Source organism: Vibrio sp. 1CM7H, assembly GCF_023161645.1.
Taxonomy (GTDB): Bacteria; Pseudomonadota; Gammaproteobacteria; order Enterobacterales; family Vibrionaceae; genus Vibrio; species Vibrio diabolicus.
The window spans coordinates 1490157-1514991 of record NZ_JALNTV010000001.1 but is presented as its reverse complement, the minus strand read 5'-3'; the positions used below and the strand labels follow the sequence as shown (position 1 = coordinate 1514991).

Sequence of the window (24835 nt, the reverse complement as noted above, 5' to 3'; positions counted from 1 at the left end):
TGCGTTAGGTTCGCTGATTATAAATGAACAGTGTTCATTTCCAATAGATAAAATTAATAATTACCGAGTTATTGATGCGTTTCGCTTGTGAGTTTGTCGGCTTGAAGCAAAAATTTTTTGCTTGTGGAACGAGCGTTGTTCGTCAGTAGTGATGTTACGAATAGAGTGCTTTGCGTGAAGGGAGAGGTGAGACTAGTGGGCTGGGAATCTCTTCGTAAGCCGCATCTACAAACAGTTGCCTGCGCGAATGTTACTTTTTCTCAGAGATTCCCATATCAAAAGCCCCTCGATCGAGGAGGAACGGGACTTTCGATAATTTTATGCTTAACTTTCAAATGAAAGTTTGTTGCCAAACGCGGATTTCCAGTCTTTATCAAATTGATCGACAGCCGGCTGAACTGCTGGATGAGAAAACATCTGCGCGGCCACATCGACAGGCAAGGTGATCGCTTCAATGCCCAACTTCATCACTTCCATCGCTTGTTGGGTATTTTTAAAACTCGCTGCCAAAATTTTTGCAGGCAGTTGGTTTTGATCCAGTAGCAATTGCAGGTCTGCGACCACTTCTACACCGTTTCCGTTCATCGCATCAATACGGTTCACATAAGGCGCAAGATAGTCAGCGCCGCACAATGCCGCAAGGAAACCTTGCTGAGCAGAGTAAATAGCAGTGGCGAGCACTTGAATTCCCTCTTTTTTCATTAACTTAATTGCCGCTAAGCCCGTTTCGGTTGCTGGCACTTTGACGACCATATCATAGGGTAATTCATGGATTTGGCGTGCTTCTTCCACCATGCCTTCTACAGTAGTACTCACCACTTGAGCATGGAAACGGGGTGTTCCCCCTAACGCTTCTTGCATGCCAGCTAAGGTTTGGTTCAAGCCTTGTTTTGATTTCGCCAAAATACTTGGATTTGTGGTTATCCCTTTCAGAGGTAGGCATTGGTTAAAGCGTTTTACTTCTGCCACGTCAGCAGTATCTAAATAGAGTTCGATCATGGGTTCTACCTTATACAAAATCTTCGTTTTGATGATGGGATCACTATAGATCTGACAATCCGCTGAGATCTTGATTTTGATCAATTGAAATTTCAATTGAAACTATAATAATTTCACAAAACGAAAGTTAAGTGCCAATATTTCATTATCAAATGAAGCTTTCAGCAAAAGAAAAGCGTGAAAAGTAGAAGAGCAAACCAAGAGGCGGACAGCAATGTATTTCAATATTCAGAGGTTCTCGACCCACGATGGTGATGGTATTCGCACCATTCTGTTTCTGAAGGGATGCAGTCTGTCTTGTCCTTGGTGCCAAAACCCAGAAAGCCGCAGTGAAAAGCACTCTCTGCTGTTTGATGAGCGCAGTTGTATGGCGGACTGCCAGCTTTGTATATCGGCTTATAAACAAACCGTAAACGGCAATATGGCGAGCGATGGTATCCGACGCATTGACGATCAAATCATCATCAATCGAAAAGCTATGAGCGAAGCGCAGATCATTGCGCTGCGAAACGTATGTCCAACACAAGCGCTCAGCATATGTGGAGAAGAGGCGAAATCGGACGACCTGTTTGAAGTGTTGATGAAAGACAAGCCTTTCTACGATCAAAGCCAAGGTGGCGTGACATTTTCTGGTGGCGAGCCGCTGATGCAGCCAAGTCTTGTGGCAGAACTTGCCGAACGTTTGCATCAAAACCATGTGTCTACGGCGGTGGAGTCGTGCATGCATGTTCCGTGGAAAAACGTAGAAAAAGTCGCGCCGTATATTGATTGCTGGTTAGCGGATCTTAAACACACCGACGAAGAAAAGTTTCTCCGCTGGGCGAAGGGATCGTTAAAACGCATCAAAGACAATTTTAGAAAATTGGCACCAATTGCCAAACGTATTGTTATTCGCGTGCCGGTTGTGCCGGGCTTCAATGACACCATTGATGAGCTCAAAGCGATCATTGACTTCGCTGCTTCTTTAGAAAGCTGTCAAGAACTCCACTTGTTGCCGTATCACACCCTCGGCATCAATAAATACCGTTTGCTCGATATGCCTTACGAGTGTTCTGACAAACCATTAAATAATCCAGAACTGCTAGAAAACGCAATGCAATACGCAAGCGAACATACTCAACTTAACGTGATTGTTAGAGGTTAACCATGGACCTACATACCCTTCCAGAGCGAATCAAAGCCCACAAATCGGCACTGGTCAACATCGTAACGCCGCCTATCTGTACCGAGCGCGCAGAGGCTTATACTCGAGCGTATCAGGCAAATGAAGACAAACCTGTGATTGTGCAACGAGCGTTGGCGTTACAAGAGCACTTACGCACTCGTACCATTTGGATTAAGCACGACGAGCTGATTGTCGGTAACCAAGCGAGCAAAGTACGCGCTGCGCCGATCTTCCCTGAATACACGGTGCGTTGGATTGAAGCGGAAATCGACGAACTGGCCGACCGACCTGGGGCTGGTTTTGCGGTAAGTGAAGAAGACAAACAAAGCATTCACGCCATTACGCCATACTGGCGCGGTAAAACGGTTCAAGATCGCTGTTATGGACTTTTTACCGACGAGCAACAAGAGATCCTAGCCAGCACCATCATTAAAGCCGAGGGCAACATGACTTCGGGCGACGCGCACCTTGCGGTGGATAACGAAAAAATCCTGAAGATCGGTATGAACGGTCTGCTGGATGAGGTTCGTCAGCATCGCGCTAATAACGACATGTCGACGTATGAAGGGTTGAAGAAAGAGCAGTTTTATAAGTCCGTCGAAATTGTCTTGCTTGCGATTCAGGAGCACATGGTGAGTTACGCCGATCTCGCTCTGGAAATGGCACAAAACGAAACTCGACCAGAGAGGAAAGCGGAACTGGAGACAATCGCAGAAAACTGTCGTCATGTGGCTTTCCATGCGCCAACCAACTTCTGGCAAGCTCTGCAACTGAGCTATTTTGTGCAGTTGATGTTGCAAATTGAATCGAATGGCCACTCTGTTTCATTCGGTCGGATGGACCAGTTCCTAAACGACTACTACGTGCGTGATCTTGAAAGTGGCGCGATGAACAAAGCGTTCGCCCTTGAGTTATTGCAAAGCTGTTGGTTGAAATTGCTTGAAGTAAACAAGATTCGCTCTGGCGCGCACTCAAAAGCATCGGCAGGTTCTCCGTTGTATCAAAACGTCTGTATCGGTGGCCAAAAGCTGAATGAGAATGGAGAACCTGAAGACGCCGTAAATCTGCTATCTTGGGCGATTTTAGAGTCTTGTGGTCAGCTACGTTCCACACAGCCGAACTTGAGTGTTCGCTATCATGAAGGTCTGAATCAAGAATTCTTGATGGGCTGTATTGAAGTGATCAAATGTGGATTCGGTATGCCTGCATTTAACAACGATGAAATCGTCATTCCAGAGTTCATCAAGCTAGGTGTCGAGAAAGAAGACGCTTACAACTACGCGTCTATTGGCTGTATTGAAACCGCTGTTCCAGGCAAATGGGGTTACCGTTGCACGGGCATGAGCTTCATTAACTTTGCGCGTATTTTACTGGCTGCGCTTAACGAAGGTGTGGATGCAACGACGGGCAAAGCCTTCTTGCCGCATGATAAGTCGCTAGCAAAAGGTAACTTCGAGAGCTTTGAGCAAGTCACCGCTTCTTGGGCGGAGCAAATTCGCTACTACACACGTAAATCGATTGAGATCGATACCGTAGTCGACAGCGTGCTTGAGCAGCAAGCGCAAGATATTTTCTGCTCATCGCTGGTGGATGACTGTTTGGCGCGTGGTAAAACCGTAAAAGAAGGCGGAGCGAAATACGATTGGGTATCTGGCTTGCAAGTGGGTATCGCCAATTTGGGTAACAGTTTGGCGGCGATCAAACATTTGGTGTTTGAAGAAGCACAAATCAGCCAAACGGAACTGGCTAAAGCATTAGAAGAAGACTTTGATGGTATTGAGAACGAACAACTTCGCCAACGCTTAATCAACTTCGCGCCAAAATACGGCAATGACGACGATTATGTCGACCAATTGCTGGCTGATGCTTACCAAGTTTATATCGATGAGTTGGCGCAATTTGTCAACACACGTCATGGGCGCGGACCAATTGGTGGCGGCTACTACGCGGGAACATCGAGCATCTCTGCCAACGTGCCATTTGGCGCATCCACGATGGCAACACCAGATGGTCGAAAAGCGAAAACGCCACTGGCGGAAGGCGCAAGTCCAGCATCGGGCTCTGACCGCTTGGGACCAACGGCGGTGTACAACTCAGTCGGTAAAATTCAAGCTAATAAAATCTTGGGTGGTGTGCTGCTTAACCAGAAGTTAAGCCCAGCGGCTGTCGCTTCAGAAGGAGATAAGCTCAAGCTATCGATGCTGATTCGTACCTTCTTTAATCACCATAAAGGTTGGCACGTGCAGTACAACATCGTCTCTCGTAAAACCTTGCTGGCAGCGAAGAAGAACCCTGAGCAATATCGTGACCTTGTCGTACGAGTTGCGGGCTATTCAGCCTTCTTTACCGCGCTGTCACCAGACGCGCAGGATGACATCATCGCTCGTACCGAACACGAGTTGTGATGGCCTCAACCCCTGTTAATGCAGAAGGCACCGATTGGTGCCTTTTTGTTTACTCTTCAATGGTTATGCCACTAGAGCCGGGAAGCTGCGACACAAAATTGGATCCCATGAGCTTAGATGGGGTGTATACACCGGCTTCAGGCTTTGTATGTAGCAGGTGTTCTACAATCGCCAGAGATCCCGTTACGGTTAAGCTGTAGCCATTGGCCGTTTGTACTCGTGCTGTTTTGCTTTGTCCGAGTTTGTTGCTTGCTTTACCCCACACATATGTGGGTAATTGGTTTCTTTGCTCCTCATTTGGTCCTTTTACGGTTCTTTCAATACGGCTTTTTATGAGGTTTTGTACCCAGGTTATGCCGAGAAGGGGGCGAACCCAATTCGCTCGTTTAGCGTTTTTTATCATGTTCGGCGATCCGGGAACAAAAACATCAATATTCTCAATCCCCGTGGTGTAATAGGCGGTTGAAACATCGCCCCACGGAATGGTCATAGCAAGTTTTTCGCCGTCACCAAAATCAATGTTGCGAACTTTATACGCTAGCGGAACGGTGGTGATTTTTCCGTTAAGTCTCACTTTTCCGCCTTGAGCCAAACCTTCGACAGACGTTTTCGCTGTGCCCGGAGAAAAACCAGAGCGAGAGTCAAAACCGAGAGACAAGTGTGTTGCATCTGGTAGCTCAGCTTTCAATGTGGCTGCAATACAATCCGTTGGAATAACATCAAAACCAGCACCAGAGCACAATACGACACCAGCTTCCTTTGCTTGTGATTGCAGCGTTTGTGCAAACTCAAACACAGAGATCTCACCTGTAATATCGAGATAATGTGCGCCTGCTTCTAGGCACGCTTTCATCATCGGTTTTGCCGTCGAAGAAAAGGGGCCTGCGCAGTTTAATACCAGTGAGGAACCCGAAATATGTTGGACCGCGCTGTTTTTATCCTCAAGAGAAAAAGCAAGACTTCGCAGCCCTAGTTCAGCCGCTAGGCTTTGTACTTTCTCTAAACTTCTACCTGCAAGGATTGGGTGGTGACCCCGTTTTACGGCCTCTCTCGCAATCAGCTCGCCGGTATAACCATTGGCTCCGTATATGATCCAACGCTCTGGGGATGATGCCGGTGTGTTATCTTTCATCAAAAAGCTCCTATCAATGCCTGCTTAAAGAAGTTTCTGGTCATTGGCTTTTTCTTGTTGAATTGTGGTCAAGCCTTGTTCGAATGTGGTGATTTTAAAATCTGGAAAACGAGTCTGAAACTTATCCGAAACGAAAAGGTTGTCAGATTCGTAGCGGGGCAAAAGCTCGGCTGCATCTCGAATGGTTTGATTAAATCGCCCAGCTAGCCACAATTGCCAGCGCTTGATGACTTTGTATTTCGGTTGAACGTTAAAAACCTTTGCTGCAACAGCGATAAACTCCCGATACGTCAGTCGACAATCATCGCAAGGCAAATGCCAAGTTTGTCCGTAAGCATCGGGCGTATTCCCAATTAGCGCCATGGCTCGGCTTGCGTCTGGCGTATAAATTAAGCTGCGTTTGGTGTCATCACGTAAAAACACTTTTGCGCTCTTTTGGTTAAGTAGATTATCGATAATGGCGGAATTAGTGATGCTTTGCGTTTTCCCCGGGCCGTAAAATTCCGGAGCACGACAGATAACGGCTTCGATTTCTCCTTTATTCATGGATTCTAGCAGCATGTCAGTAATGACCGCACGAATTCGACCTTTTTCTCCATTGGGCTGAAATGGTGCATCTTCTTGTTGAGGCGTATCCGTTTGCGGGTACATGTAGGTATTATCAAAGTAAACAAGCTTTGCTTGATGAGTTTTACATGCGGCGATGACATTACGCATCATTGTTGGCCACTGTTCCACCCACAGTTGGGTATCCATTGGTAGCCCTGCAGTAAGGTAAACGATACTAGAACCTTTTACGGCATCTGATGTTTGTTTCGCGTCGAGCAAGTCCGCTTTTACCAGTTGATCCGTCTCGTTGACTCGATGTGGATTGCGGCTCACCAATCGGATGTCGCTCGTAAAGTCTCGTTTTAGGCTTAATGCCAGCTCACGGCCAATTTGCCCACTTGCACCCAATATCGTTTGCATTCGCCAGTCTCCTGCTGTGTTACTTTGATATTCATCCTAACGTTAAAGTTAGGTTTAAGGTCAACCCGCATTTTGAAGATAAATTGGATTGATTTTTTATTGATTATAGAAACAAGGAGGTGGTACACCTGAGCTAAGGGCGAATGGTTTTTACAGACTCAATTTAGTGGCGGGCAGGGGAATTGGCGAATCTTTAACCCAACATCAAGAGTAAGGCTTCGCTTGTTAACATTGCCTTGACTTGGTGACGGTCTTATTTTTTATTTGAGGGATTTTCTTTGGTCAGAATCGTTTGACCAAGTTGAGACATGACGCGTTTTGCATTCATTGCACAGTCCATGTCATCTGGCTTAGCTTCAATCTCTTTAAGTACTTCTTTTAACTTGCTTTTACTCTGCGCGATTTTTCGCTCAAGCTCGTCGAGCTCTTGGACTTTTTGCTGCAAGGTTGTCAATAACTGATGATGATCCCAGTTAGAAAGGTCGGATGGCAGTAACGCACTTAGTTCATCCAAACTGAATCCAGCTTGCTGACCCGTTGTGATCATGTCCAGAATCATTAATGCTTCTTGCGGATACTCACGGTACCCGTTGGCTTTACGGGTCACGGTTTTTAGCAGTCCGATGCGCTCGTAAAATCGAATACGCGAGGGAGCAAGGCCCGTTTTTTGCGCCAGTTCGCCAATTTTCATATCAAGCGTGTCTCATTAGGTTGATAAAATAACCTTACCATTTCTGAACATTCTCGCCAGTTTGGTGCTCGGTCGTTTCGTTTCTTGCTTTCTTACCGTTACAGCTTGTGCAAAATTTCCACGCATTTCTTTGTGACGTCGTCGTACTCTTTTGTCATGTAAGCGGTAGTGATGGCGCCTTCTTTCATGATGCAAATGGCATCGAGTAATGATGTGTTGTCTGATTTGAGATAGCGTTGAATTAGCTCTCGAACCTGTTGTTTATGGTGGCGGCAATACGTTGCGATCTCGCCGCTGTCGTCACTGAATTCGGCGGACGTGTTGATGAAGAAACAGCCGCGAAACTCGCCCAATTTTTCCTCAGAACCATGAAACCAGCCGTTAAGCGCGGTAAACAACTGGTCGATCACGTCTGTGCTCGATTGTGCTGGTGATAGTTTCTCCTCTAGCCACGCCATGAAGATTTGGTGGCGTTGTTCTAGTGCGGCGAGGATGAGCGCTTCTTTGCTTTCAAAATGGCTGTACAGCGTGCGTTTAGCCACGCCAGATACTTTAAGGACTTCATTGATGCCAATGGAGTTGATGCCCTGTTTGTAAAACAGCGACAACGCGGTATCGATCAATAACTGTTTCTTTTTGTTCATAACTACGTCCTCAAAAAGTTCTACAAACACATATTGACAAAGGTAGACAGATTTGTCTATTTTAATTTGTAGACAATTCGGTCTACTTTGAGGTGTTTATGAATAATTTAATTTTATCGTTGGTCGCGGGGCTTGGTGCGACATTGGCTATTGGTGTGTTGTCTTACGCCGAGGTGTCTCTTACTGAGGTTGTACTTCTCATGGCGCCATTTGGTGCTACGGCGGTGTTGGTGTTTGGGGTGCCTAGCAGCCCTCTCGCTCAACCAAAAAATGTGATCATTGGTCACTTCATTACGGCATCTATCGGTATTGCGTTTAGCCAATATGTTGAGGTCACGCCAATCACCCTCGCGATTGCGACTGGGTTAGGAGTGTCAGCAATGCTGATTACGAAGACAACGCATCCACCTGCGGGCGCAAATCCAATCTTGATCATGGCATCTGGGCAGGGGTGGAGTTTTCTGTTCACGCCCGTATTGATTGGCGCGGTGGTGATTGTGCTGGTTGGTAAGGCGTTGCAGTTGCTACAGAGTCAGTACTTAAACCCTCGTTTGAACGGTCAAAAGACCTAATAGGGTTGCAAGTAAGGCCGCATTAGGGGATGACCTCTTTTGCGGCTTTTTCTTTGCGTGGATGCTTAAAAATAAAATCTGATTCTCTCTTGGTATTCAGTCGTATACATAAAGGTGTTAGTTAAATTGGTATACCACTATGAATAAAATTCATCCCAAGAAGCTATTGCACAGCAAATGGACGGCGACGTCACCTAAAAATAAAGAGAAGCACTTTGTCGTAACAGAAATGGAGCTGGATGAAGAAGGCAATGTTGTGAAATGTGTTATTGAAGCCGTTATGAGTAAACGTGAGCAAGAGATGAACTGGCAAGATCTGAAAGACCCAGAGCTATGGCGGCAGGGCTGGAAGTAATGCACTTTGTTGAATTTTTCCTAGGTTTGAAATCGAAAGATGGTACTTAGCTGATAGGCAACGGTCTGTGTATCTGCTACGTTGAGTTTGTTCGCTATCAACTAAAAAGGAATGACTATGATCGATTTCGACAATTCATCAGTGTTTAAGCTTAAACCCATTGAGGTATCAAAAGTTAGGGAAGATTTTCACAAGTTTCTTATTGATGGCGAGTCGGTATTTGCGGGCTTTAAAACGGTTCGCGACCAAGTGGTGTTTACCAACAAGCGAGTGATTGCGGCGAATGTGCAAGGGATTACGGGCTCAAAAGTGGATTACACGTCGCTGCCTTATAGCAAGATCAATGCATTTTCTATCGAGACGTCTGGTACCTTTGACTTAGACTGTGAAATTGAGTTCTTCATGAGTGAGGTGGGAAGAGTACGTTTTGAAATTAAAGGCTCGTTTGATTTGATTTCTTTCAACCGTATGGTTAGTGAGTATGTACTAGCGTAAGGGAATAGAAATGAGAGCTTCACTGAGAGACAAAATAATAGAGGTCTGTGACAAAAAGATCGAAAGCAAAGGTGAGCAGGTTGGGCTCTCATTTTATGCGTTTTTCGCCAACAAAAATGATGATCCTGAACAGTTGATGGAGGCGGCTACGTGGTGGATTCAGACCCATCGGCTCGACCACTTCGAAAAAGCATTAAAAATCAAATCAATGGTGGAGTCTGGTATCTAAATTAAAAAAAAGAAATAAAGAAAGCAGACGAATGCCAACAACGTCGCGGATAAAACAGGGTAGATAATATAAGAGTCCTGTTTATTGGTTCTTTGAAAGCACAGAGAAACGAGTAAGACGTTGTAGACGACGAGCAGCATACTGATCATGGTCCCATTGTTAAGCGTTAAACTGGACAGCTGAGTTAAGAAAAACGCCAATAAAAGGTAGTCGAAGACAATTAACCATAAAAAGGCTTTCTTCAACAGATCGCGTTTTTTGTTTTCGGAAGGTGTTATGTGCATATAGAACTCAACTAAAAAGTCACAGTAACAGAGGTTTCAGTTAGAAAGGTCACCATCAGGCGAGGTGACCTTTTGAGGTTATAATTGTTGAATATTTACTTCGTTGGTGGCCGTATCACCCGAGTAATTGATGACTTCTTGTCGAATGACTGGTTGGTTAAATTCGGCTTTATCTTTCGCTTTTTGCAGTTCACTTTCTTGGTGGTTACCAAAAAGAGTTTCGAGTACTTTGGCTGCTGGCGTCGTTAAAATGAACAGCTCGATACGGCGGTTTTCGCTTGAATCTGGTTCATCAGGGTTAAGCAGTGCTCTATCCGACATGCCTGTGACCTGCATGACTCGATCATCCGGCATGCCACCTTCAACCAGCGTATTTCTTGCGACATCAGCTCGAGATGCAGATAGCGCCCAGTTTGATTGACGACCAAAGCGTTTTTTAAATGGAATCGCATCCGTATGTCCGCTGATGATCAGTGGGTTGTTCACACGCTGAAATACAGGCGCAAGTGCAAGTAATAAGTCTTCGAAGAAAGGGGTCAGCTCTGCGCCTCCACGACTGAACATATGCTGTTTGTAATCATCTTGAAGGACGATACGTAGGCCTTGTGGGGTCACGGTGACGTTGACATTTCCTTGTGCGTTAATCTGAGCGGTCATTCGTTCAATGACTTTCGCCAGCGCTGCAAGTTGCTCCTGAGTATCGAAGTTACCAGGAATCAACGAGTCGATTTCTGGCCCATCGCCGTCACCTCGAAAGTATGAGCTTACCACGTGGTTGGAATTGTGTTTACTTGGCACAGAAGAGTCCTGTGCCAAGTCAATAGGAGAGATACTTTGTGAAGTATCAAATGGATTACCGTAACTCTTGTCGAATACGCTTGAGCTATGTAAGTGGGCGACAATTGCTTTACGCTCTTCTTTGTCTACCACCTGCATAACCCAAAGCACAAGAAACAGCGCCATTAGGGCGATCATGAAGTCAGCAAACGCGACTTTCCACGCGCCGCCATGAGGTTCATCATGGCTGTGTGCTTTGGCACGTTTGAACACTACATGCTCTTGTTTTTGCATTATCCCTCCTGTTCAGCTAACCACTTCTCCATTTGGTTGAATGTTGGTTTGATGTCTAGCTGAATATGTTTACGACCAGCGTCGATGGCGAGCAATGTCGGCTTCTTCGCTACGTAGGCAACCAAGGTTGCGCGTACGCATTCAAAAGCAGTCATATTACGTTTTACTCGCTGAGCCATGGCGTTACTTAGTGGGTCTAAACCACAGTAACAACCGAAAATACCAATGAATGTACCTACGAGAGCTGCTGCAACGTGATAACCAATCATAGCGATTGAGCCATCAATGGCCTGCATGGTGATAATGATGCCACCAACTGCTGCAAGAATACCGAAGCCAGGTAGTGCTTCTGCTGTACGCTGTAGTGAGCGTGAAGGCAAAAGCATTTCGTTTTGGATAGCTTCAATTTCTTGCTCTAGCAGTCCCTCTAATTCATGAGGCGACATTTGTCCCATTGCCATTAAACGTAAATTATCAGTAATGAAAGAAATTAGGCGATGATCCTCTGCAATCGTCGGGTAAGCGAGAAACATAGAGCTCTGTTCTGGCGACTCAATGTGAGAGTCGAGGAACTTATAACCACGGTTGCGCGCTGTCTCGAGCAAGTTATTGAGCAGCGCCATTAATTCCATGTAGTACTCATGCTCTTCTGTCGGGCCTTTGATGGTCGCAGGCACTTGGCGACGCATTTCTTTCAGTACGTGAGGTGGGTTACCGATGATCAAAGAACCAGCAGCAGCGCCAATGATGATAAGGAATTCGGCTGGTTGCCAGATAGCGCCTAAGTTACCGCCGGCCCACATGTATCCACCGAAGACGCACACCAGGATAGTGAGGACTCCAAAAAACTTTTGCATCTTGTGACTCCTAAGAGGACATTAATTGGTTGAGTTGTTTCAGCGCTTGTTTGTGAAGCTGACATATACGAGGTGGTGTCAGATCCAATACCAGAGCTATTTCGTGTAAGTTGAGTTCATGTTGATAGAACAGAGTAAGCAGCAATTGATCACGCTTCGGCAATTTGCCTAAAGCGCTATCTAAACTGCGACGAATATGCTCATGTTCCATGCCATCATATTGCCCGCCAATATAGCTATCACCACTGCTTTCCATCAGTTGGTCAAGGCTTTGCATCTCTCCCGCAAGGGCGGCATTTTGGCGATTGTAATAGTCCTGCTCATTCGTCCCCAAGGCTTGGATGATTTCTGCATCCGTAGGCATCCGACCTAAAGAGCGTGTGAGATCTCGAGTCACGTCGTTGAGTTCGTGAGCCTGTTGGCGAGTTTTACGTGAGCGCCAATCTAACCGGCGTAATTCGTCTAAAATTGCACCTCGAACGCGACACACGGCAAAGGCAGGGAAATGAGGATCGTCAACATCGCCGTATCGGCGTCCAGCTTCAACTAGAGCGATAAGGCCAATTTGCTGCATATCTTCAATACTACAGTGAGAAGTGGCATGAACACGTAGCTGGTTAACGACGCGTTTCACCATAACTTGATGACGTTGCAGCAGTGCATTTTCGTCAATTGGGCGTGATGGCGTCGTCACTTCCTCTTCTGTGGTATAGGTGTCTTGTATATTCATGTCTAACATGGTTGTGCTCCGTTATTGCACAACATATTTAGTCAACAAAACATCGTCGATTTCGCGAACGATGTCTGTCTTAGCAAAAGCCAGTAAAAGCGTTTGTTTTACTTCGTTTTGCAGAATATCGATGGCACCCGCTTGCTGTAACTCATCAAATGTTTTGTCGCTAAACAATTTTAATAATGAGTTTTGTACCATTGGCATGTACTCATCAATGTCTTTGATACGCTCAGGACGGCGTGTTTCAATTGCTAGTTCTAGCATGACAAAGTGAGTCTGTTTTTTACCTTTCACGGTTAAAACGACTTTGTCTAAAGGATGGAAGCTAGGACCTTTGCTTGTCGGTTCTTCTGTGACTAAAAATGACAATGGAGAATCATCGATCAAGGAACCAGAGTCAGGTGACTCTTGAGCGTGTTTGTTTAAGTACCAGATTCCGCCCATAATCGTGGCGGCCGAAACGAGGGCGCTGGTGATGATCATGGCGATAAACAGGGCGATCATTTGTTGTTTGGTCATAACCTTTTTCCTCGAGGATTAACTAGGCTTGAGTGTTCAGCCAGTGTTCTGAATAGTTTGTTGTTGTGGTTTGGAATGCACCAGATTCTCGTGCTGCGAAAATAGTGGCGTCTTCTTCATTTGTATGTTGGTCATTGCGACTCTGGCTTTGATCAGAGCCCACGTTGACATCGACATGGACGAAGTTCTGCTCTTGCAGTTCTGTGCGCAGACGCTCAGACACTTGCATTAAAGCTTCTCGTGTTGCGGCTGTATTGGCATTGATGTGCACGCTTAGTCGGTCGCCTTCAACACGTACAAGTAAATCCAGCTTACCTAAATCCGGTGGGTCGAGGCGGATTTTGGCTTCTTGTACATTTTGTTGCGCTTGAAGAGTCACACGGTCATGCAGAACTTGCATCATTTGCTCTCCCCATTTTCCAGCACTGGTGTCAACGCGCACAGCCGCCCACTCAGAGCCTTGAGTTTGAATATGACTCGTGGCAACGGCGGTGTTCGGGGCTTGTGGCGTTGGTGTTTGTCCTTGGAGTGGTGAGGCCGTTGGTTGCCCTTGAGCTGGTTGACTCAATAGGGTCTGAAAGTCGGCACTGGAGATTGATAGACGCGAGTTCGATGACATCGGTTGGCTTTGTTGCACCTCTTGTTGCTTTGGAGAGGTGTTTAGTAAGGCGTTATTTGAGTCTTGTGTTGCAGACTTAACGTCGTTAGCTACCGCTAAAGGCGGAGTTTTTCCGAACTGACCCGGCTGCTTTTCGGCCATAGTGAGCATACTCTGGGTTAGAGCCTGAGCTTGCATAGCAAGATCAGGTGATTCTGTTGAACCCAGTGTACTTGTCAGGTGAGCATCTGCTTTAGAAGCCGAGTGTTCGTCAGTATCCGAACCACGATCATACGCCTTTTCTTCGCTGTCCAAAGCTGGAGCGGTAAGATGAAAACTCGGCACGGTTGAAGCTGAGGCGAAACCTTGGCCGTCATACTGGCTATGCTCAGACATAGGATTATGAGAAAAACCGTGTACAGCTCTTGCTTGTTTTATGTTGCCTTCATGGCCAGGTGATGAATTGCCGGATATTTGAGTTGAAGGAGATACGATCATTGAGTTAGCTCCATGGTCATCGCTAATTGATAGGCCATAGCGCGCTCTTGATGGTCATTGACCATATTCATCTCTTTTTCTAACTCGTTCTTCGACTTTTCTAATCTAGCGAATGCATCTGCATGAACGGTTTTGGCACGTTGAATTTCAGGTGCAAGCTTAGGATCCTTCAAAAAAGGTTTGTGACTGATCAATAGCTCTCGCAACTGCAAGTCATAGCGCTTAAGCGCATGCCAATCTGCTGTTTTTGTAGCGAATTGGATGAGCTGAGATAAATGACGAAATCGCTCTGGCGACACTTTATGCTTGTTGTCCAAAATTCATCCAACCTTCACGAATGTTACCCATTACACGCTCGACATTAACCAAGCGATTCGCATCGTTCTGCACGCTGGCGTAATAAAGCTCAACTTGGCAGAAGTCATACAGCTGGCGTAAGTTTTCAGCAATTTCGCCACCATTCTCATCATCTAGAGCGCTTGTGAGCCCAATCAAGATGTTCATGCATTTGTTGATTCCGTTACCTTTCTCAGCCAAGCGATTCGCAGCCAAATGGCCACGAATACGTTCAACTTCATCAAGTAAGCCATCGATCAACATAATGACTAATTGGTGTGGGTTTGCTGCTGCCGCTTGCGCGTTGAGGTCTACTTGCTGGTACGAGTCATAGCCAGAGTCCATAAGCATGAGTTTTTTCTCCTAAAGGCTTAGCCAAACATCGACATGGTTTGGTTCATTTGGGTCATTAACGCGTTCATTTGTGTGAACTGTTTGATGTAGCGTTTGTACGACATATCGTATTTACGCTCTAATGTAGATTGTTTATCTTCTATGCGATCCAAGTTAGCTTGAAGCGCATTTTTACGGGATTTGAATGCGCCTGATGAAAACTTCAGAAATGGATCAATCATCGCGTCCATTGAGTCAAGTAAGGCATCGTCGCCATTAAACATTGCTTCCAAGCCCACGCTGTTATTCTTTTGAACTTCGGCGAATTTTTCGTGGTCGACTTTCATTTTCCCATCACGATCCAAGCTCACTCCGATTTCACTCAGACGCATACCACCGTGTTCCCCTCGAACCAAATTAGTTAATTGGCTCTCAATGGAGCGAAGTGTTGGATCACTTGCTAACACTCCACGTTTTTTGTCTTCACTACCTATTTGGGTGTGCTGGTTCATTGCGCCAATAAGAGTGTTATATGCGTCAACAAACTTATCCAATTGCTCTTTAGTTGCTTCGCTGTCAGAGCCTATATCAAGGCCAACAGGTGTTTCACCAGAAGCTTGAGCTTTGGTTAGAGTAATATCTACACCGTCGATTACACCTTCAAATGTATTGCTTGCGTTCGTCAGTTTGAGACCAGAGTCTTTAGCTCCCAACCACATTACAGCATCTTGCGGGGCGCTAATTTGGTTTAGATTTGTGAATGCATCTTCAAACCAGGCTTGGCCAGTACCAGACGCCGATACGTTGATTTGGTTAGCAACACCAGTTTCAGTGCTTGATAACATAAAGTGAGTTTGACCATTTGAGCGAACTAAGGTGGCGTTTACTCCAGGGTTATCGCTGTTGTTGTTGATTGCTTTTGCTAAGTCACTGACTGTTGCTGTGCCATCACCGTCTGAATCAACAGTCGATAGATCTAGCGTCATTGTTTCGCCATTGATCGTGAACTCGAGAGAGCCAGTTGTTGGGACTTCAGTTGTTGCTTCTAGATCAGCAGGCATCCCTGTAGAGACTTGATGAGACGTGGCAACTTGCTCAACAAAAATTTGGTAGTTGCCTGTGAGGGCCTTAGCATCTGCACTGGCTGTAAAGTAACCTTCCTGAGATAGGGTTGCACTGTTCTTAATGATGGTGTTTGTGCTGCTGTTCATTTCGTTTAACGAATTACGAAAGTCTCGTAATGCCGTTTCAACTTTACCTAGAGCGGAAAGTTGCGCTTGATATTTGCTGGCTTGTAGCTGATAGCGCTGTTGAAACGGTTGAACGTCAAAAGTGGCAAATTTAGTAGCCATTGTAATTGGATCTAATGAACTCATGAGGTTACTCCCTCTCTCATATATACGGCTTAAATAGCTTATCTGCTATGCCTTGGTTTAACAGTTCATCGCAAGATGTGTGCCGTATATAAATGGCTATATATAACAATGCTTTGCGATGTATTATTTCATAGAGAGGAAGCTGTGGTTCCACCTTTTGTGTTCCGCTTTCCTCTAGAAAACAAGTAGCGTTTTCCTATAAGACAAGGCGACTCAAGACTCGTAAATGTTTAATAGAATTTCTAAGTGGAGTTGAAAGGGAGGAAGGGACTCAGAACAGATATTTCGGTGTTTACTTCTAATGAATTAAGATAATTCTTACATCGTATTTATATGCTTCCTGTTATCTTTTCATCAAATTGGAGTATCGGAAAGAAAAACAACAATTATGAACGAATTTGCCTTACGACTAATGAAGTGTGCTCGCGAATATGAGCGCTTTATTCACGCTAAATTACTTAGCAAGCAGAGTCTTAATTCTGACGAGTTGGCAAGTATCCAAAAAGAGGCTATATCAAAATTTCCTGAGTTAAAACGCTATCAGTTCGATAATAGTCCTGAGCCAGTGGAACTAGAGTTATTTAACAAAGTGTTAAGGAATATTATGCTGAAAGTAGGTTTTAGATTGCCAGACTCTCATTGGGATAATAATAGTTCTATTTACATCAGGCGATAAAAAAGCCTCAATGATGAGGCTTTCTAGAGCTAATAGCGTTCACTCAACGCTTTTATGTTAGGCGCAATTTCATACCTTAGAATATCTGCAAGTGCAGTGAAGTCATGAACTTCTCGGGCGGTATTTATTCGCGAAAGTATTTCGAGAACAGACGTGCGCTCTGACTGAACGGTGAATAATTTTGTTAGGAGATTTAGACATCTCCCTAACATTAAGTCGCCTGTCAAGTGGTCACCGTATGAGTAAACCTCTGAAGTTTTAATAAAAGTGTCATAAACAGAGTTAATCTCGGTTGCCATATAGTTCCTCCACATTGAAATATTCAGCACCAATAATTTTTGCACCAATACGGCTCCAATTGTAAAACTTGGTCTGTGGTGATGCTGCTATTAGGTTCTCAACACCGCTTCCAAACATGCGGTAGGCTGGTGAGGTTTTGATCATCTCACCATAACCATTCTCTACTCGTGCTGTCATCGTCGCGTTCGGGTCGTCTGGTCTGTTTTCGCGTCCTGAATGGATGATATCTCCAGGGAAACCAAAATCGCATCCGATTAGTGATACTTGGGTAGCACCTTGTAAAAGGGTGAAGTGGATTAGAGGATGGATTACCGAACCAAACGAGTAAGGGCGATATTTAACCGGTAGTTTGCTTGCAAATCTGTCGTATGTGAAGTCACCCAAGTGTAAGTAATACTTCTCGCCATGCCAGTTTTGGAAAATACGGCTAGGCATATGGCTACCAAACACCAAAATAGTATTTTTGGCGATCTCATATGGAATATGTTCGTCACCTAAATTCAAATCTACAGCAAATACGACATCTGGTTTGATGTTATTTTCAATTAAGCACTTGCATGCAGTTGATGCAGCAATAAGCTTGGGACGATTTGGTCGGTTATAGACTGCTTTTAACTCTTCAATATGATGCTGGAGTGATGGGCCAGCACCAATACAAATAGCGTCGTCTACTTGATACATAAGATAATGATCAGAAGAGTTTAGGCGTTTTAAAAGAGGTTCGTTTTCTTTCTCTCTTGTGAGCAGTTCTTCATCGCTATGTCTATAGCTAGCGTTTGCATAGCCGATCAAAACACGGTTTTCTAAGCGGAAATAAAGCCATTGATGAGTATGACGCGAAATGGCTCTGTCGGCATTTAGAATGATACAATCATCCCAAGTCAGGCTCGCGAGTTTTCTACCTATATCGCTTTGGTCTTCTGAGACGATGATCAACGAAACACGAGGATCGGATATCCATTGTTGTGGAACGAGAGAAAGCACCAATTTTGCTAACGGTAGGTTATAAAGATAAACACGAATTGATCGAGCATTTTTATCTTGTGTTAACAGGGATGGGACATTGCCCATACCGATGCCCCAAATATGATAATCGTCGCTAGACGTTAGGCTTCGGTACTGGAAGGCTTCTTCGACCGGGTCATAAGCACTGCTAAGTTGAACTCCGTTGACTTTTAGAGTCATCGCTGCTTTTTCAACTACTTCAAAGTGTAAGTCGCTAAAGTCTGCACTGTCTAAGGCTTTTGCTACGTCAGGCCAACGAGAGCGAATGATATCAATATGTTGAGAATAAACTGGTGTCATAATATTCAGATAGTAAAAAACCCCACCGGATGGGTGGGGTTATAAGCTTCAATGATTAGCGTAGTAGAGACATTGCCATGCCAGGAAGCTGGTTAGTCTTAGAAAGAACTGTTGTACCTGCTTGCATAAGCATTTGGTTCTTAGTCATGTTTGAAGACTCTGTAGCGAAGTCTGCATCAGTGATACGGCCTTTTGCTGCAGAAGTGTTTTCAGTCATGTTACCAAGGTTAGTCATTGTGTGCTCTAGACGGTTGATGTTAGCACCAAACTGAGCACGTGCTGTACCTAGATCTGCTAGCATACCGCCAGAGCTTGAAAGGTTTGCAAGAGCTGTTGAAGCTGCAGCAGCAGTGCTGATGCTTGTCAGGCCAGCAATTGCTGTCGAGATGTCGTTTAGCTGTGTTTTTGCATTTACAGCTAGTTTCTCTGCACCAGTCGCACCAATTTGGTAAGTAACGCTGCTTGCACCAAAACCGCCGCCTTCAGCTAGAAGTTTTTGACCACCAAATGAAGTGTTTTCCATGATGTTGCCTAGCTCAGATGCTAGCTGTTTGAACTCTGCATCCAAAGCTGCACGGTCTTCTTGACTGTTTGAGCCGTTCAAAGATTGTGTTGCTAGGTCGTTCATGCGGTATGTGATGTTTGTCATCTCATCCATTGCACCTTCAGCAGTCTGCATCATAGAGATGCCGTCCTGTGCGTTACGCATCGCTACATTCATACCACGAGTCTGAGCTTCCAGACGAGTTGCAATTTGTAGACCCGCAGCGTCGTCTGCTGCTGAGTTGATGCGGTAACCCGTGCTTAGACGCTCCATCGCAGTGTTTAGAAGACCGCTTGTGTTGTTCAGAGTGTTTTGAGTTACAAGCGATGCGTAGTTAGTGTGCATTGATAAAGCCATCTTAGTCTCCTTAGTTAGTCACTATATCTTTCAGGCCTCGGGATATTCCCTAGTCACTAACTAGAGGCGGTCGGTCAGCTTTAATGATTAATTTGAAAATTAAAAAATTCCTAAAAAAGATCAAAATTGATGATTTTTAGTGACTTGTATTCCATGAAAATACAGATATAACATCAAATAACCTGAATAAGCCTGACTTAATCAGGGAAGCAGTCATCTATCAATATTGTCGTTCTTCGTTATAAATAAAAAAACAGCGCGAATAATTCGCGCTGTTTTATAAAGATTAATAGTTAGGATTCTGTCATTCCTCACCAAAAGATTGAAAAGAGAGGGAGGTCGGGATGTCACTGAAATAACCAAAGTAATAATTGGCCCCTAACAAGCGATAGCGGTTTAGCTCTGTTTGGCTCGCTACCCGCCCGGCTACCCAAGGGTATTTGTGCTTTCTTAAGAACTTAGCAATCGGTAGGAAAGCATGTCTTTCTTCTTTATCCTCTAATGTGACTGATAGTTTGATCATATCGGGACTAAAGTCAGCGACTCGTTCGAAGTTCACTTGTGATGTCGCGACTTCAAACCAAAGTGAGTAGGCGTTTTCTCTTAACTTCTCTATCAGCGCTGAGACTTTATCATAGGCGCATAGCGTTTTGTCTGCTTGAAGAGAAGGAATCACATGTTGAAAAGCGGAAGAGTGAAACTGAATCATCTGTTCGAGAAAGTATATGCCTGGTTCCCATAGTAATGCGTCAATTCTTATCGGCACGACGACGTTACTGATTAAGTCGGGGTGAAAGGCTTCTAGCTGAAACTGTGTTTGTCGCAATGCGAGATAAAGGCTGAACAAATCTAGGCAGTACTGCATTTGTTCAGAGAGTTCGAATTGATAGACGCTTTGTTCGCCACGCGTGCCAAATCTCAACGTCAGGTGTTGGAATTCTACCTCTCCTGATTGAGTCTCGCGAATGGCTTGGCACGCGTGTTGAATGTCATTGTGCTTTAAAGCATCAAATACTAATTGATCGTCATCCGTGACGATATGTTGTACTGCGAGACCAACCAAATGTTCGTACATCGCATGTGTTGAAATAAGATTAACCAAGGTTTCCTACCACATTGATTTGTTTGTTTTCTGGAATTTCGTTGTAAGACAATACTGCCAGTCCTTGCGTAAATGTGCGTGCGTAACGAGCCAGAAGTGGACGTAACTGAGGCATAACGAGAAGAATCGGAGGTAATCCCTGTTGTTTGAGCTGTTGTCTTATCAGTGGCAAGTTTTGTTGGAACTGACCAAGAATATTTGGCTCAATTGGGAAGCTGTCTAACATTACTGTACCAGAAGATTGTGCTTGTTGTAGCGAAGTCAGTAGCATTTGTTCTAGTTCATCAGAGAGAGCATAGACATTTAATTCGTTTTTCTGTCCCGCAATCAGGTTTACGAGCGTGCGTTTTAGTGCGCAACGCACATCAGATGCCAGTAAAATTGGGTCTTTAGTGTTTTCCGCGGATTCCAACATCGTGTTAGCAATCGTACGAATATCTTTTAGTGGCACTTGGTCTAGTAACAACTGGCGATATACTTTGAGTTGCTGCGCAGGGTTAAGTGCTGCGGCTAAGGCTTCGGCTAACTTCGGTGCTTGCTGTGTCAAACGTTGCGTCATGGCTTCAACATCGTCGTGCGTAAACAACTCAGCAAGGTTTGTTTTCATTATCTTGCTAATATGAGTCGCGATGACCGTGCCATCATCGACCACTTGATAACCCATGTTCAGCGCTTTCGCTTTGTCTTGATGTTCAATCCATACTGCTGGTAATTGGTAGGCAGGATCACTGCCCAAAATACCATCTACCTCACCGTATGTTTCTCCGACTGCAATCGCCATCAAACGTTCTGGTTCGATAAAGCCTTGTTCGATCACTTCGCCATTGAGAGAAATTGTATACTGATTCGGCTTAAGGCTTAGGTTGTCTCGAATACGCACCTCTGGTAATAAAAAGCCGACTTGTTCAGATAGGTTACGGCGCACACCGCGAATACGCTGTGATAAAGGTGCACCTTGTTCTTTGTTGACTAGGTGAACGAGACGGTAACCCAGGGAAAGTGACAACGTTTGAACATGAGGAATATCTTCCCACGTAAGTGGTGTATCGTCCTCTTGCATGGCTTGTGAAAGTGCTTCGACCTCCTCGATTTGGGAGTCTTGCACGGGCTTTTTCGTTTGACGCCAACCCGCGAAAGCTAAAGCACCCGCGAAAGCAAAAAAGGCCAAATGTGGCATGCCTGGTACCATGCCTATCACAGCCATGATGCCTGCGACGGTAAACAGTGTCGCCGGGGTTGCCAGCAATTGTTTTTGCATGGTTTCCGACATGCCATTATCGCTATCATTAATTCGCGTAACGATAATCGCTGCAGCCGTTGCCAATAGAAGTGACGGAATTTGAGCTACTAAGCCATCACCGATTGTAAGTAGTGCGTAGGTTTTAAAGGCGTCAGATGCTGCGAGTCCATGCTCAAAGACGCCGATGCTGATACCACCAATGATGTTGATAAACAGAATCAGCAAACCAGCGATAGCATCGCCTCGCACAAACTTTGAGGCACCGTCCATCGAGCCATGGAAATCGGCTTCGTTAGCGACTTCTTTACGACGCAATCGAGCGGTTTCCTGATCGATAAGACCGGCATTTAAGTCGGCATCAATCGCCATCTGTTTGCCCGGTAAGGCATCCAAAGTAAAGCGCGCTGACACCTCAGAGATACGTTCGCCACCTTTGGTAATTACGACGAAGTTGATGATCATCAAGATAACAAACACCACCATACCAACGACGTAGTTACCGCCAATAACGACTTCACCGAACGCTTGGATGACTTTACCTGCCGCATCCCCCCCATTATGTCCTTCTAGGAGTACGATTCGTGTGGAAGCGACGTTCAGTGTAAGACGCAATAATGTCGCGACTAACAAAATTGTTGGAAAAACTGAGAAGTCTAATGGTCGCTTTGCGGTAGTGCTGACCAGCAATACTAGGATTGCCAAGACGATATTGAAGGTAAACAACGCATCCAATAGCAGGGGAGGCAAAGGTAAAATCACCATTGCCAAAATCATTAGCAAGACAATTGGAATGCCAATGTAGCCTTTGGTTGATGTTTGAAGTTGTTTTAACCGGTTAAGCATACTTTCGTGTCCTTGGATAAACGCGGGTTAATCAGTGCTGCAAATGCTTTGGAATCGAAAAATGAGGCAAAGGAGTTGGCTCTTTTCCTTCACCTTTACGGAAGGCTTTCAATTGCAAAACGTAAGTAAGAATATGTGCCACGGCAATGTACAGTTGGCTTGGGATTGCTTGTTCAATCGCTGTGGTGTGATAGATCGAACGAGTCAACGGTGGTGAGTTGATGATCTCCACCTTGTTTTCTCGGGCGATTCGTTGAATGTGCATGGCTGTTTCGTCTACGCCTTTTGCAACTACAAATGGAGCATCAGAAAGTGAAGGTTCGTACTTCAGAGCGACAGCGTAGTGAGTTGGGTTAGTGATGATCACGTCAGCCGTTGGTACCATCTTATCGATTTTACGGCGTGCAAACTGCTGTTGAATTTGACGGATTCGCTGCTTTACTTCTGGGCGGCCTTCGTTGTTCTTGAATTCCTCCTTCAGCTCTTGTTTGGTCATACGCAGCTCTTTTAGGTGCTCCCAACGTTGGTAGGGAATGTCTACAACACCAAATAACAGCAACGCAAACCCCATCAACAGTAAGCCTTCAAAGAGAATAGACATCACCAGGGAAAAGCCTTGGCTTAAAGGTAAGTTTTGCATACCTAGCAGAGGCTGTAAGTGGTTGTCTAAATAGCCATATAAGATGCCGAAGATCACGGCTACTTTGAACGTGGACTTTAAGAGCTCAACCACTGAGCGTGTCGAAAAAATGCGCTTTATCCCACTTAAAGGATTAATTTTGCTCAGCTTTGGCATCACGTTCGCCGGACGGAACATCCAACCGCCTAGTACAAGGCTGCTACCACAGGTCACGATAATAATGACGGTAAACAACGGTAATAACATGTCGATGATTACCGCTAAACTTTGTCCCAATTGCTCGACAAGCTGTTTCGGGTTTTCTAAGTCGGCTCGCGTCAGCATCATGTTGTAGCGAAAAATACCTGACATACTTTCCCAAATGCTATTGAGCTGAGAGTAAAAGTAGAGCGCCACCGCTAGAAATATCACCGCAGTAGTAAACTCTTTAGCACGAGGAATTTGTCCTTCCTGACGTGCTTTTTTTACTTTCTGCGGCGAGGCTTTTTCAGTTTTGTCCTGAGACGATTGATCGCTCATGCGCCCCCCAACATAAAGTTACTCAAGTGTCTGATGGTGTCGTGTACAAGCGCGGTATAGCGACCCGGCACACCAGATACTGAAATTAATACGCTGAACAGGCCAAGAAGCATCGTCATTGGAAAACCTAACGCATACACGTTGAGTGAGGGAGCGGCGCGATTCATCACACCAAAACTTATGTTGGCTAAGAGCATTGAAACAATAGCAGGCAACGCTAGTGCTAAAGCAGAGGCAAACATCCAGCCGAAAATATTTACAACGCCTTGCAGAGAAAGCGATGTGATGCCAGAACCGACCGGCCACACGACAAAACTTTGAATCACGATATCAATGACGAGCAAGTGTCCTTCTAGCGCGAGAAATAACAAGGTTGAAAATATAAGAAATATTCGGCCCAAAATGGCGACAGAAAGTCCGTTGATAGGATCATTCATCATTGCCATACCCAATCCCATTTGCAGAGAAACGACCTGACCAAGCATGGTGAAAACGTTAAAGAGCATGTGCAAAATTAGCCCAAACATCACGCCCCAAATCGCTTGCTCAAAAGCAAGGAATAGAGACGTCATGGAGAATAATTCGACTTGTGGCATTGGTGGCATCAATGGTGCGGTAATCACGACGATCGAAAGTGCCAGTAAGGTACGGATCCAAACGGGAATGATTGCATCACCAAAGAAGGGCATCGAAATAAATACGGCTCCTACACGAAAAAACGGCCACCAGAGTTGACCGAGTATCGCTGAGAGCTCTGCAAATGTGATGGCCATTAGCCAATCATCCCCGGTATGTTGTGGAATAAGAAATCAAACAGTTCCATGATTTTTCGGAGCATCCAATGACCCGCAAAAATCACCATCAATAGCGTAACGAGCAAACGTGGTAAAAAGCTGAGTGTTTGCTCGTTGATTTGTGTGGCGGCCTGGAAAACGGCGATACACAAACCGACAATTAAGCCAGGAACAACCAGTACCGCAACCATCAAAATGATCAGCCATACTGCATCGGAAAATAACGTTACGGTTAGTTCAGGGGTCATAGCATG

At 45.1% G+C, this 24835-nt stretch carries 28 protein-coding genes; 7 read left to right on the top strand and 21 right to left on the bottom strand.

Annotated features, from left to right (window positions below):
- Positions 1-324 precede the first annotated feature (324 nt).
- Entirely contained in the window at positions 325-999 is a 675-nt protein-coding gene (locus tag MSG33_RS06660; protein ID WP_248380323.1) for a fructose-6-phosphate aldolase, read from the bottom strand.
- Positions 1000-1213: 214 nt separating this feature from the next.
- Here MSG33_RS06660 and MSG33_RS06655 point away from each other — a divergent pair, with 214 nt between their 5' ends.
- A complete protein-coding gene (locus MSG33_RS06655) occupies positions 1214-2143 on the top strand; it encodes a glycyl-radical enzyme activating protein (protein WP_005396594.1) in 930 nt (309 codons plus the stop codon).
- 2 nt (positions 2144-2145) lie between these two features.
- Positions 2146-4569 carry a formate C-acetyltransferase/glycerol dehydratase family glycyl radical enzyme gene (locus tag MSG33_RS06650; RefSeq protein ID WP_248380321.1) on the top strand — a complete coding sequence of 808 codons (2424 nt, stop codon included), beginning with the start codon at positions 2146-2148 and terminating at the stop codon, positions 4567-4569.
- A gap of 49 nt (positions 4570-4618) precedes the next feature.
- Here the strand turns inward: MSG33_RS06650 and MSG33_RS06645 are convergent, their stop codons facing one another.
- From MSG33_RS06645 to MSG33_RS06630, 4 genes are all read right to left on the bottom strand, one after another.
- Complete coding sequence (locus MSG33_RS06645) at positions 4619-5701, bottom strand: saccharopine dehydrogenase NADP-binding domain-containing protein (protein ID WP_248380319.1); 1083 nt, start codon at positions 5699-5701, stop codon at positions 4619-4621.
- A 24-nt stretch (positions 5702-5725) separates the two neighbouring features.
- Positions 5726-6670 (bottom strand): SDR family oxidoreductase, encoded by a 945-nt coding sequence (locus MSG33_RS06640; RefSeq protein ID WP_248380317.1) that lies wholly within the window; start codon positions 6668-6670, stop codon positions 5726-5728.
- A 253-nt stretch (positions 6671-6923) separates the two neighbouring features.
- Entirely contained in the window at positions 6924-7361 is a 438-nt protein-coding gene (locus tag MSG33_RS06635; protein ID WP_006741992.1) for a MerR family DNA-binding transcriptional regulator, read from the bottom strand.
- Positions 7362-7459: 98 nt separating this feature from the next.
- Positions 7460-8005: a TetR/AcrR family transcriptional regulator gene (locus MSG33_RS06630; protein WP_047009615.1), complete on the bottom strand. Its 546-nt coding sequence runs from the start codon at positions 8003-8005 to the stop codon at positions 7460-7462.
- A gap of 98 nt (positions 8006-8103) precedes the next feature.
- Here MSG33_RS06630 and MSG33_RS06625 point away from each other — a divergent pair, with 98 nt between their 5' ends.
- The 4 genes from MSG33_RS06625 to MSG33_RS06610 all read left to right on the top strand — a co-directional run bounded on the left by MSG33_RS06625 (position 8104) and on the right by MSG33_RS06610 (position 9656).
- A complete protein-coding gene (locus MSG33_RS06625; RefSeq protein ID WP_048625404.1) occupies positions 8104-8577 on the top strand; it encodes an HPP family protein in 474 nt (157 codons plus the stop codon).
- Between the two features lie 139 nt (positions 8578-8716).
- A complete protein-coding gene (locus MSG33_RS06620; protein ID WP_047009614.1) occupies positions 8717-8932 on the top strand; it encodes a TIGR02450 family Trp-rich protein in 216 nt (71 codons plus the stop codon).
- 117 nt (positions 8933-9049) lie between these two features.
- Positions 9050-9427, top strand: coding sequence for a PH domain-containing protein (locus tag MSG33_RS06615; protein WP_005396583.1), 378 nt, complete (start codon positions 9050-9052; stop codon positions 9425-9427).
- A 10-nt stretch (positions 9428-9437) separates the two neighbouring features.
- Positions 9438-9656 carry a DUF6500 family protein gene (locus tag MSG33_RS06610; protein ID WP_085342540.1) on the top strand — a complete coding sequence of 73 codons (219 nt, stop codon included), beginning with the start codon at positions 9438-9440 and terminating at the stop codon, positions 9654-9656.
- Here MSG33_RS06610 and MSG33_RS06605 read toward each other — a convergent pair.
- The 9 genes from MSG33_RS06605 to fliD all read right to left on the bottom strand — a co-directional run bounded on the left by MSG33_RS06605 (position 9653) and on the right by fliD (position 16261).
- Positions 9653-9940 carry a hypothetical protein gene (locus MSG33_RS06605; protein ID WP_104972923.1) on the bottom strand — a complete coding sequence of 96 codons (288 nt, stop codon included), beginning with the start codon at positions 9938-9940 and terminating at the stop codon, positions 9653-9655. The two genes, MSG33_RS06610 and MSG33_RS06605, sit on opposite strands and share 4 nt — an antisense overlap.
- A 78-nt stretch (positions 9941-10018) precedes the next feature.
- Positions 10019-11011, bottom strand: a complete 993-nt coding sequence (locus tag MSG33_RS06600; RefSeq protein WP_104972922.1) for a flagellar motor protein MotB — start codon at positions 11009-11011, stop codon at positions 10019-10021.
- Positions 11011-11868, bottom strand: a complete 858-nt coding sequence (motA, locus tag MSG33_RS06595) for a flagellar motor stator protein MotA (protein ID WP_005396580.1) — start codon at positions 11866-11868, stop codon at positions 11011-11013. The genes MSG33_RS06600 and motA overlap by 1 nt, the downstream gene beginning before the upstream one ends.
- A 10-nt stretch (positions 11869-11878) precedes the next feature.
- On the bottom strand, positions 11879-12607 hold the full coding sequence (locus MSG33_RS06590) for a FliA/WhiG family RNA polymerase sigma factor (protein ID WP_005396579.1): 729 nt from the start codon (positions 12605-12607) through the stop codon (positions 11879-11881).
- Between the two features lie 12 nt (positions 12608-12619).
- Positions 12620-13120 carry a flagellar basal body-associated FliL family protein gene (locus MSG33_RS06585; protein WP_005398533.1) on the bottom strand — a complete coding sequence of 167 codons (501 nt, stop codon included), beginning with the start codon at positions 13118-13120 and terminating at the stop codon, positions 12620-12622.
- 22 nt (positions 13121-13142) lie between these two features.
- Entirely contained in the window at positions 13143-14216 is a 1074-nt protein-coding gene (locus tag MSG33_RS06580) for a flagellar hook-length control protein FliK (protein WP_248380315.1), read from the bottom strand.
- Positions 14213-14533, bottom strand: coding sequence for a hypothetical protein (locus tag MSG33_RS06575; protein WP_005398525.1), 321 nt, complete (start codon positions 14531-14533; stop codon positions 14213-14215). The genes MSG33_RS06580 and MSG33_RS06575 overlap by 4 nt, the downstream gene beginning before the upstream one ends.
- Positions 14517-14903 (bottom strand): flagellar export chaperone FliS, encoded by a 387-nt coding sequence (gene fliS, locus MSG33_RS06570; RefSeq protein ID WP_005398523.1) that lies wholly within the window; start codon positions 14901-14903, stop codon positions 14517-14519. Before fliS ends, MSG33_RS06575 begins: the two co-directional genes overlap by 17 nt.
- 20 nt (positions 14904-14923) lie before the next feature.
- Positions 14924-16261 (bottom strand): flagellar filament capping protein FliD, encoded by a 1338-nt coding sequence (gene fliD, locus MSG33_RS06565; protein WP_006741986.1) that lies wholly within the window; start codon positions 16259-16261, stop codon positions 14924-14926.
- 388 nt (positions 16262-16649) lie between these two features.
- Here fliD and MSG33_RS06560 point away from each other — a divergent pair, with 388 nt between their 5' ends.
- Positions 16650-16937 (top strand): hypothetical protein, encoded by a 288-nt coding sequence (locus MSG33_RS06560; protein WP_041853112.1) that lies wholly within the window; start codon positions 16650-16652, stop codon positions 16935-16937.
- A 282-nt stretch (positions 16938-17219) separates the two neighbouring features.
- On the opposite strand, the gene MSG33_RS06555 is transcribed toward MSG33_RS06560, so the two are convergent.
- From MSG33_RS06555 to fliQ, 7 genes are all read right to left on the bottom strand, one after another.
- The gene (locus MSG33_RS06555; RefSeq protein WP_248380313.1) at positions 17220-18542 is read right to left on the bottom strand and encodes a 6-hydroxymethylpterin diphosphokinase MptE-like protein; all 1323 of its coding nucleotides are present in this window, start codon (positions 18540-18542) and stop codon (positions 17220-17222) included.
- Positions 18543-18597: 55 nt separating this feature from the next.
- Entirely contained in the window at positions 18598-19443 is an 846-nt protein-coding gene (gene lafA, locus MSG33_RS06550; protein WP_005398051.1) for a lateral flagellin LafA, read from the bottom strand.
- Positions 19444-19747: 304 nt separating this feature from the next.
- Entirely contained in the window at positions 19748-20518 is a 771-nt protein-coding gene (locus MSG33_RS06545) for an EAL domain-containing protein (RefSeq protein ID WP_046875750.1), read from the bottom strand.
- 19 nt (positions 20519-20537) lie between these two features.
- On the bottom strand, positions 20538-22628 hold the full coding sequence (flhA, locus tag MSG33_RS06540; protein WP_006741984.1) for a flagellar biosynthesis protein FlhA: 2091 nt from the start codon (positions 22626-22628) through the stop codon (positions 20538-20540).
- A gap of 31 nt (positions 22629-22659) precedes the next feature.
- The gene (gene flhB, locus MSG33_RS06535; protein WP_006741983.1) at positions 22660-23787 is read right to left on the bottom strand and encodes a flagellar biosynthesis protein FlhB; all 1128 of its coding nucleotides are present in this window, start codon (positions 23785-23787) and stop codon (positions 22660-22662) included.
- Positions 23784-24560, bottom strand: coding sequence for a flagellar biosynthetic protein FliR (gene fliR / locus MSG33_RS06530; RefSeq protein ID WP_006741982.1), 777 nt, complete (start codon positions 24558-24560; stop codon positions 23784-23786). Before fliR ends, flhB begins: the two co-directional genes overlap by 4 nt.
- Positions 24560-24829 (bottom strand): flagellar biosynthesis protein FliQ, encoded by a 270-nt coding sequence (fliQ, locus tag MSG33_RS06525; RefSeq protein WP_005375036.1) that lies wholly within the window; start codon positions 24827-24829, stop codon positions 24560-24562. The genes fliR and fliQ overlap by 1 nt, the downstream gene beginning before the upstream one ends.
- Between the last annotated feature and the right edge of the window lie 6 nt (positions 24830-24835).

Bases quoted from the DNA above. Each gene is read 5' to 3' on its own strand.
- MSG33_RS06660 (WP_248380323.1), bottom strand. From the start codon at position 999: ATGATCGAACTCTATTTAGATACTGCTGACGTGGCAGAAGTAAAACGC.
- MSG33_RS06655 (WP_005396594.1), top strand. From the start codon at position 1,214: ATGTATTTCAATATTCAGAGGTTCTCGACCCACGATGGTGATGGTATT.
- MSG33_RS06650 (WP_248380321.1), top strand. From the start codon at position 2,146: ATGGACCTACATACCCTTCCAGAGCGAATCAAAGCCCACAAATCGGCA.
- MSG33_RS06645 (WP_248380319.1), bottom strand. From the start codon at position 5,701: ATGAAAGATAACACACCGGCATCATCCCCAGAGCGTTGGATCATATAC.
- MSG33_RS06640 (WP_248380317.1), bottom strand. From the start codon at position 6,670: ATGCAAACGATATTGGGTGCAAGTGGGCAAATTGGCCGTGAGCTGGCA.
- MSG33_RS06635 (WP_006741992.1), bottom strand. From the start codon at position 7,361: ATGAAAATTGGCGAACTGGCGCAAAAAACGGGCCTTGCTCCCTCGCGT.
- MSG33_RS06630 (WP_047009615.1), bottom strand. From the start codon at position 8,005: ATGAACAAAAAGAAACAGTTATTGATCGATACCGCGTTGTCGCTGTTT.
- MSG33_RS06625 (WP_048625404.1), top strand. From the start codon at position 8,104: ATGAATAATTTAATTTTATCGTTGGTCGCGGGGCTTGGTGCGACATTG.
- MSG33_RS06620 (WP_047009614.1), top strand. From the start codon at position 8,717: ATGAATAAAATTCATCCCAAGAAGCTATTGCACAGCAAATGGACGGCG.
- MSG33_RS06615 (WP_005396583.1), top strand. From the start codon at position 9,050: ATGATCGATTTCGACAATTCATCAGTGTTTAAGCTTAAACCCATTGAG.
- MSG33_RS06610 (WP_085342540.1), top strand. From the start codon at position 9,438: ATGAGAGCTTCACTGAGAGACAAAATAATAGAGGTCTGTGACAAAAAG.
- MSG33_RS06605 (WP_104972923.1), bottom strand. From the start codon at position 9,940: ATGCACATAACACCTTCCGAAAACAAAAAACGCGATCTGTTGAAGAAA.
- MSG33_RS06600 (WP_104972922.1), bottom strand. From the start codon at position 11,011: ATGCAAAAACAAGAGCATGTAGTGTTCAAACGTGCCAAAGCACACAGC.
- motA (WP_005396580.1), bottom strand. From the start codon at position 11,868: ATGCAAAAGTTTTTTGGAGTCCTCACTATCCTGGTGTGCGTCTTCGGT.
- MSG33_RS06590 (WP_005396579.1), bottom strand. From the start codon at position 12,607: ATGTTAGACATGAATATACAAGACACCTATACCACAGAAGAGGAAGTG.
- MSG33_RS06585 (WP_005398533.1), bottom strand. From the start codon at position 13,120: ATGACCAAACAACAAATGATCGCCCTGTTTATCGCCATGATCATCACC.
- MSG33_RS06580 (WP_248380315.1), bottom strand. From the start codon at position 14,216: ATGATCGTATCTCCTTCAACTCAAATATCCGGCAATTCATCACCTGGC.
- fliS (WP_005398523.1), bottom strand. From the start codon at position 14,903: ATGCTTATGGACTCTGGCTATGACTCGTACCAGCAAGTAGACCTCAAC.
- fliD (WP_006741986.1), bottom strand. From the start codon at position 16,261: ATGAGTTCATTAGATCCAATTACAATGGCTACTAAATTTGCCACTTTT.
- MSG33_RS06560 (WP_041853112.1), top strand. From the start codon at position 16,650: ATGAACGAATTTGCCTTACGACTAATGAAGTGTGCTCGCGAATATGAG.
- MSG33_RS06555 (WP_248380313.1), bottom strand. From the start codon at position 18,542: ATGACACCAGTTTATTCTCAACATATTGATATCATTCGCTCTCGTTGG.
- lafA (WP_005398051.1), bottom strand. From the start codon at position 19,443: ATGGCTTTATCAATGCACACTAACTACGCATCGCTTGTAACTCAAAAC.
- MSG33_RS06545 (WP_046875750.1), bottom strand. From the start codon at position 20,518: ATGTACGAACATTTGGTTGGTCTCGCAGTACAACATATCGTCACGGAT.
- flhA (WP_006741984.1), bottom strand. From the start codon at position 22,628: ATGCTTAACCGGTTAAAACAACTTCAAACATCAACCAAAGGCTACATT.
- flhB (WP_006741983.1), bottom strand. From the start codon at position 23,787: ATGAGCGATCAATCGTCTCAGGACAAAACTGAAAAAGCCTCGCCGCAG.
- fliR (WP_006741982.1), bottom strand. From the start codon at position 24,560: ATGGCCATCACATTTGCAGAGCTCTCAGCGATACTCGGTCAACTCTGG.
- fliQ (WP_005375036.1), bottom strand. From the start codon at position 24,829: ATGACCCCTGAACTAACCGTAACGTTATTTTCCGATGCAGTATGGCTG.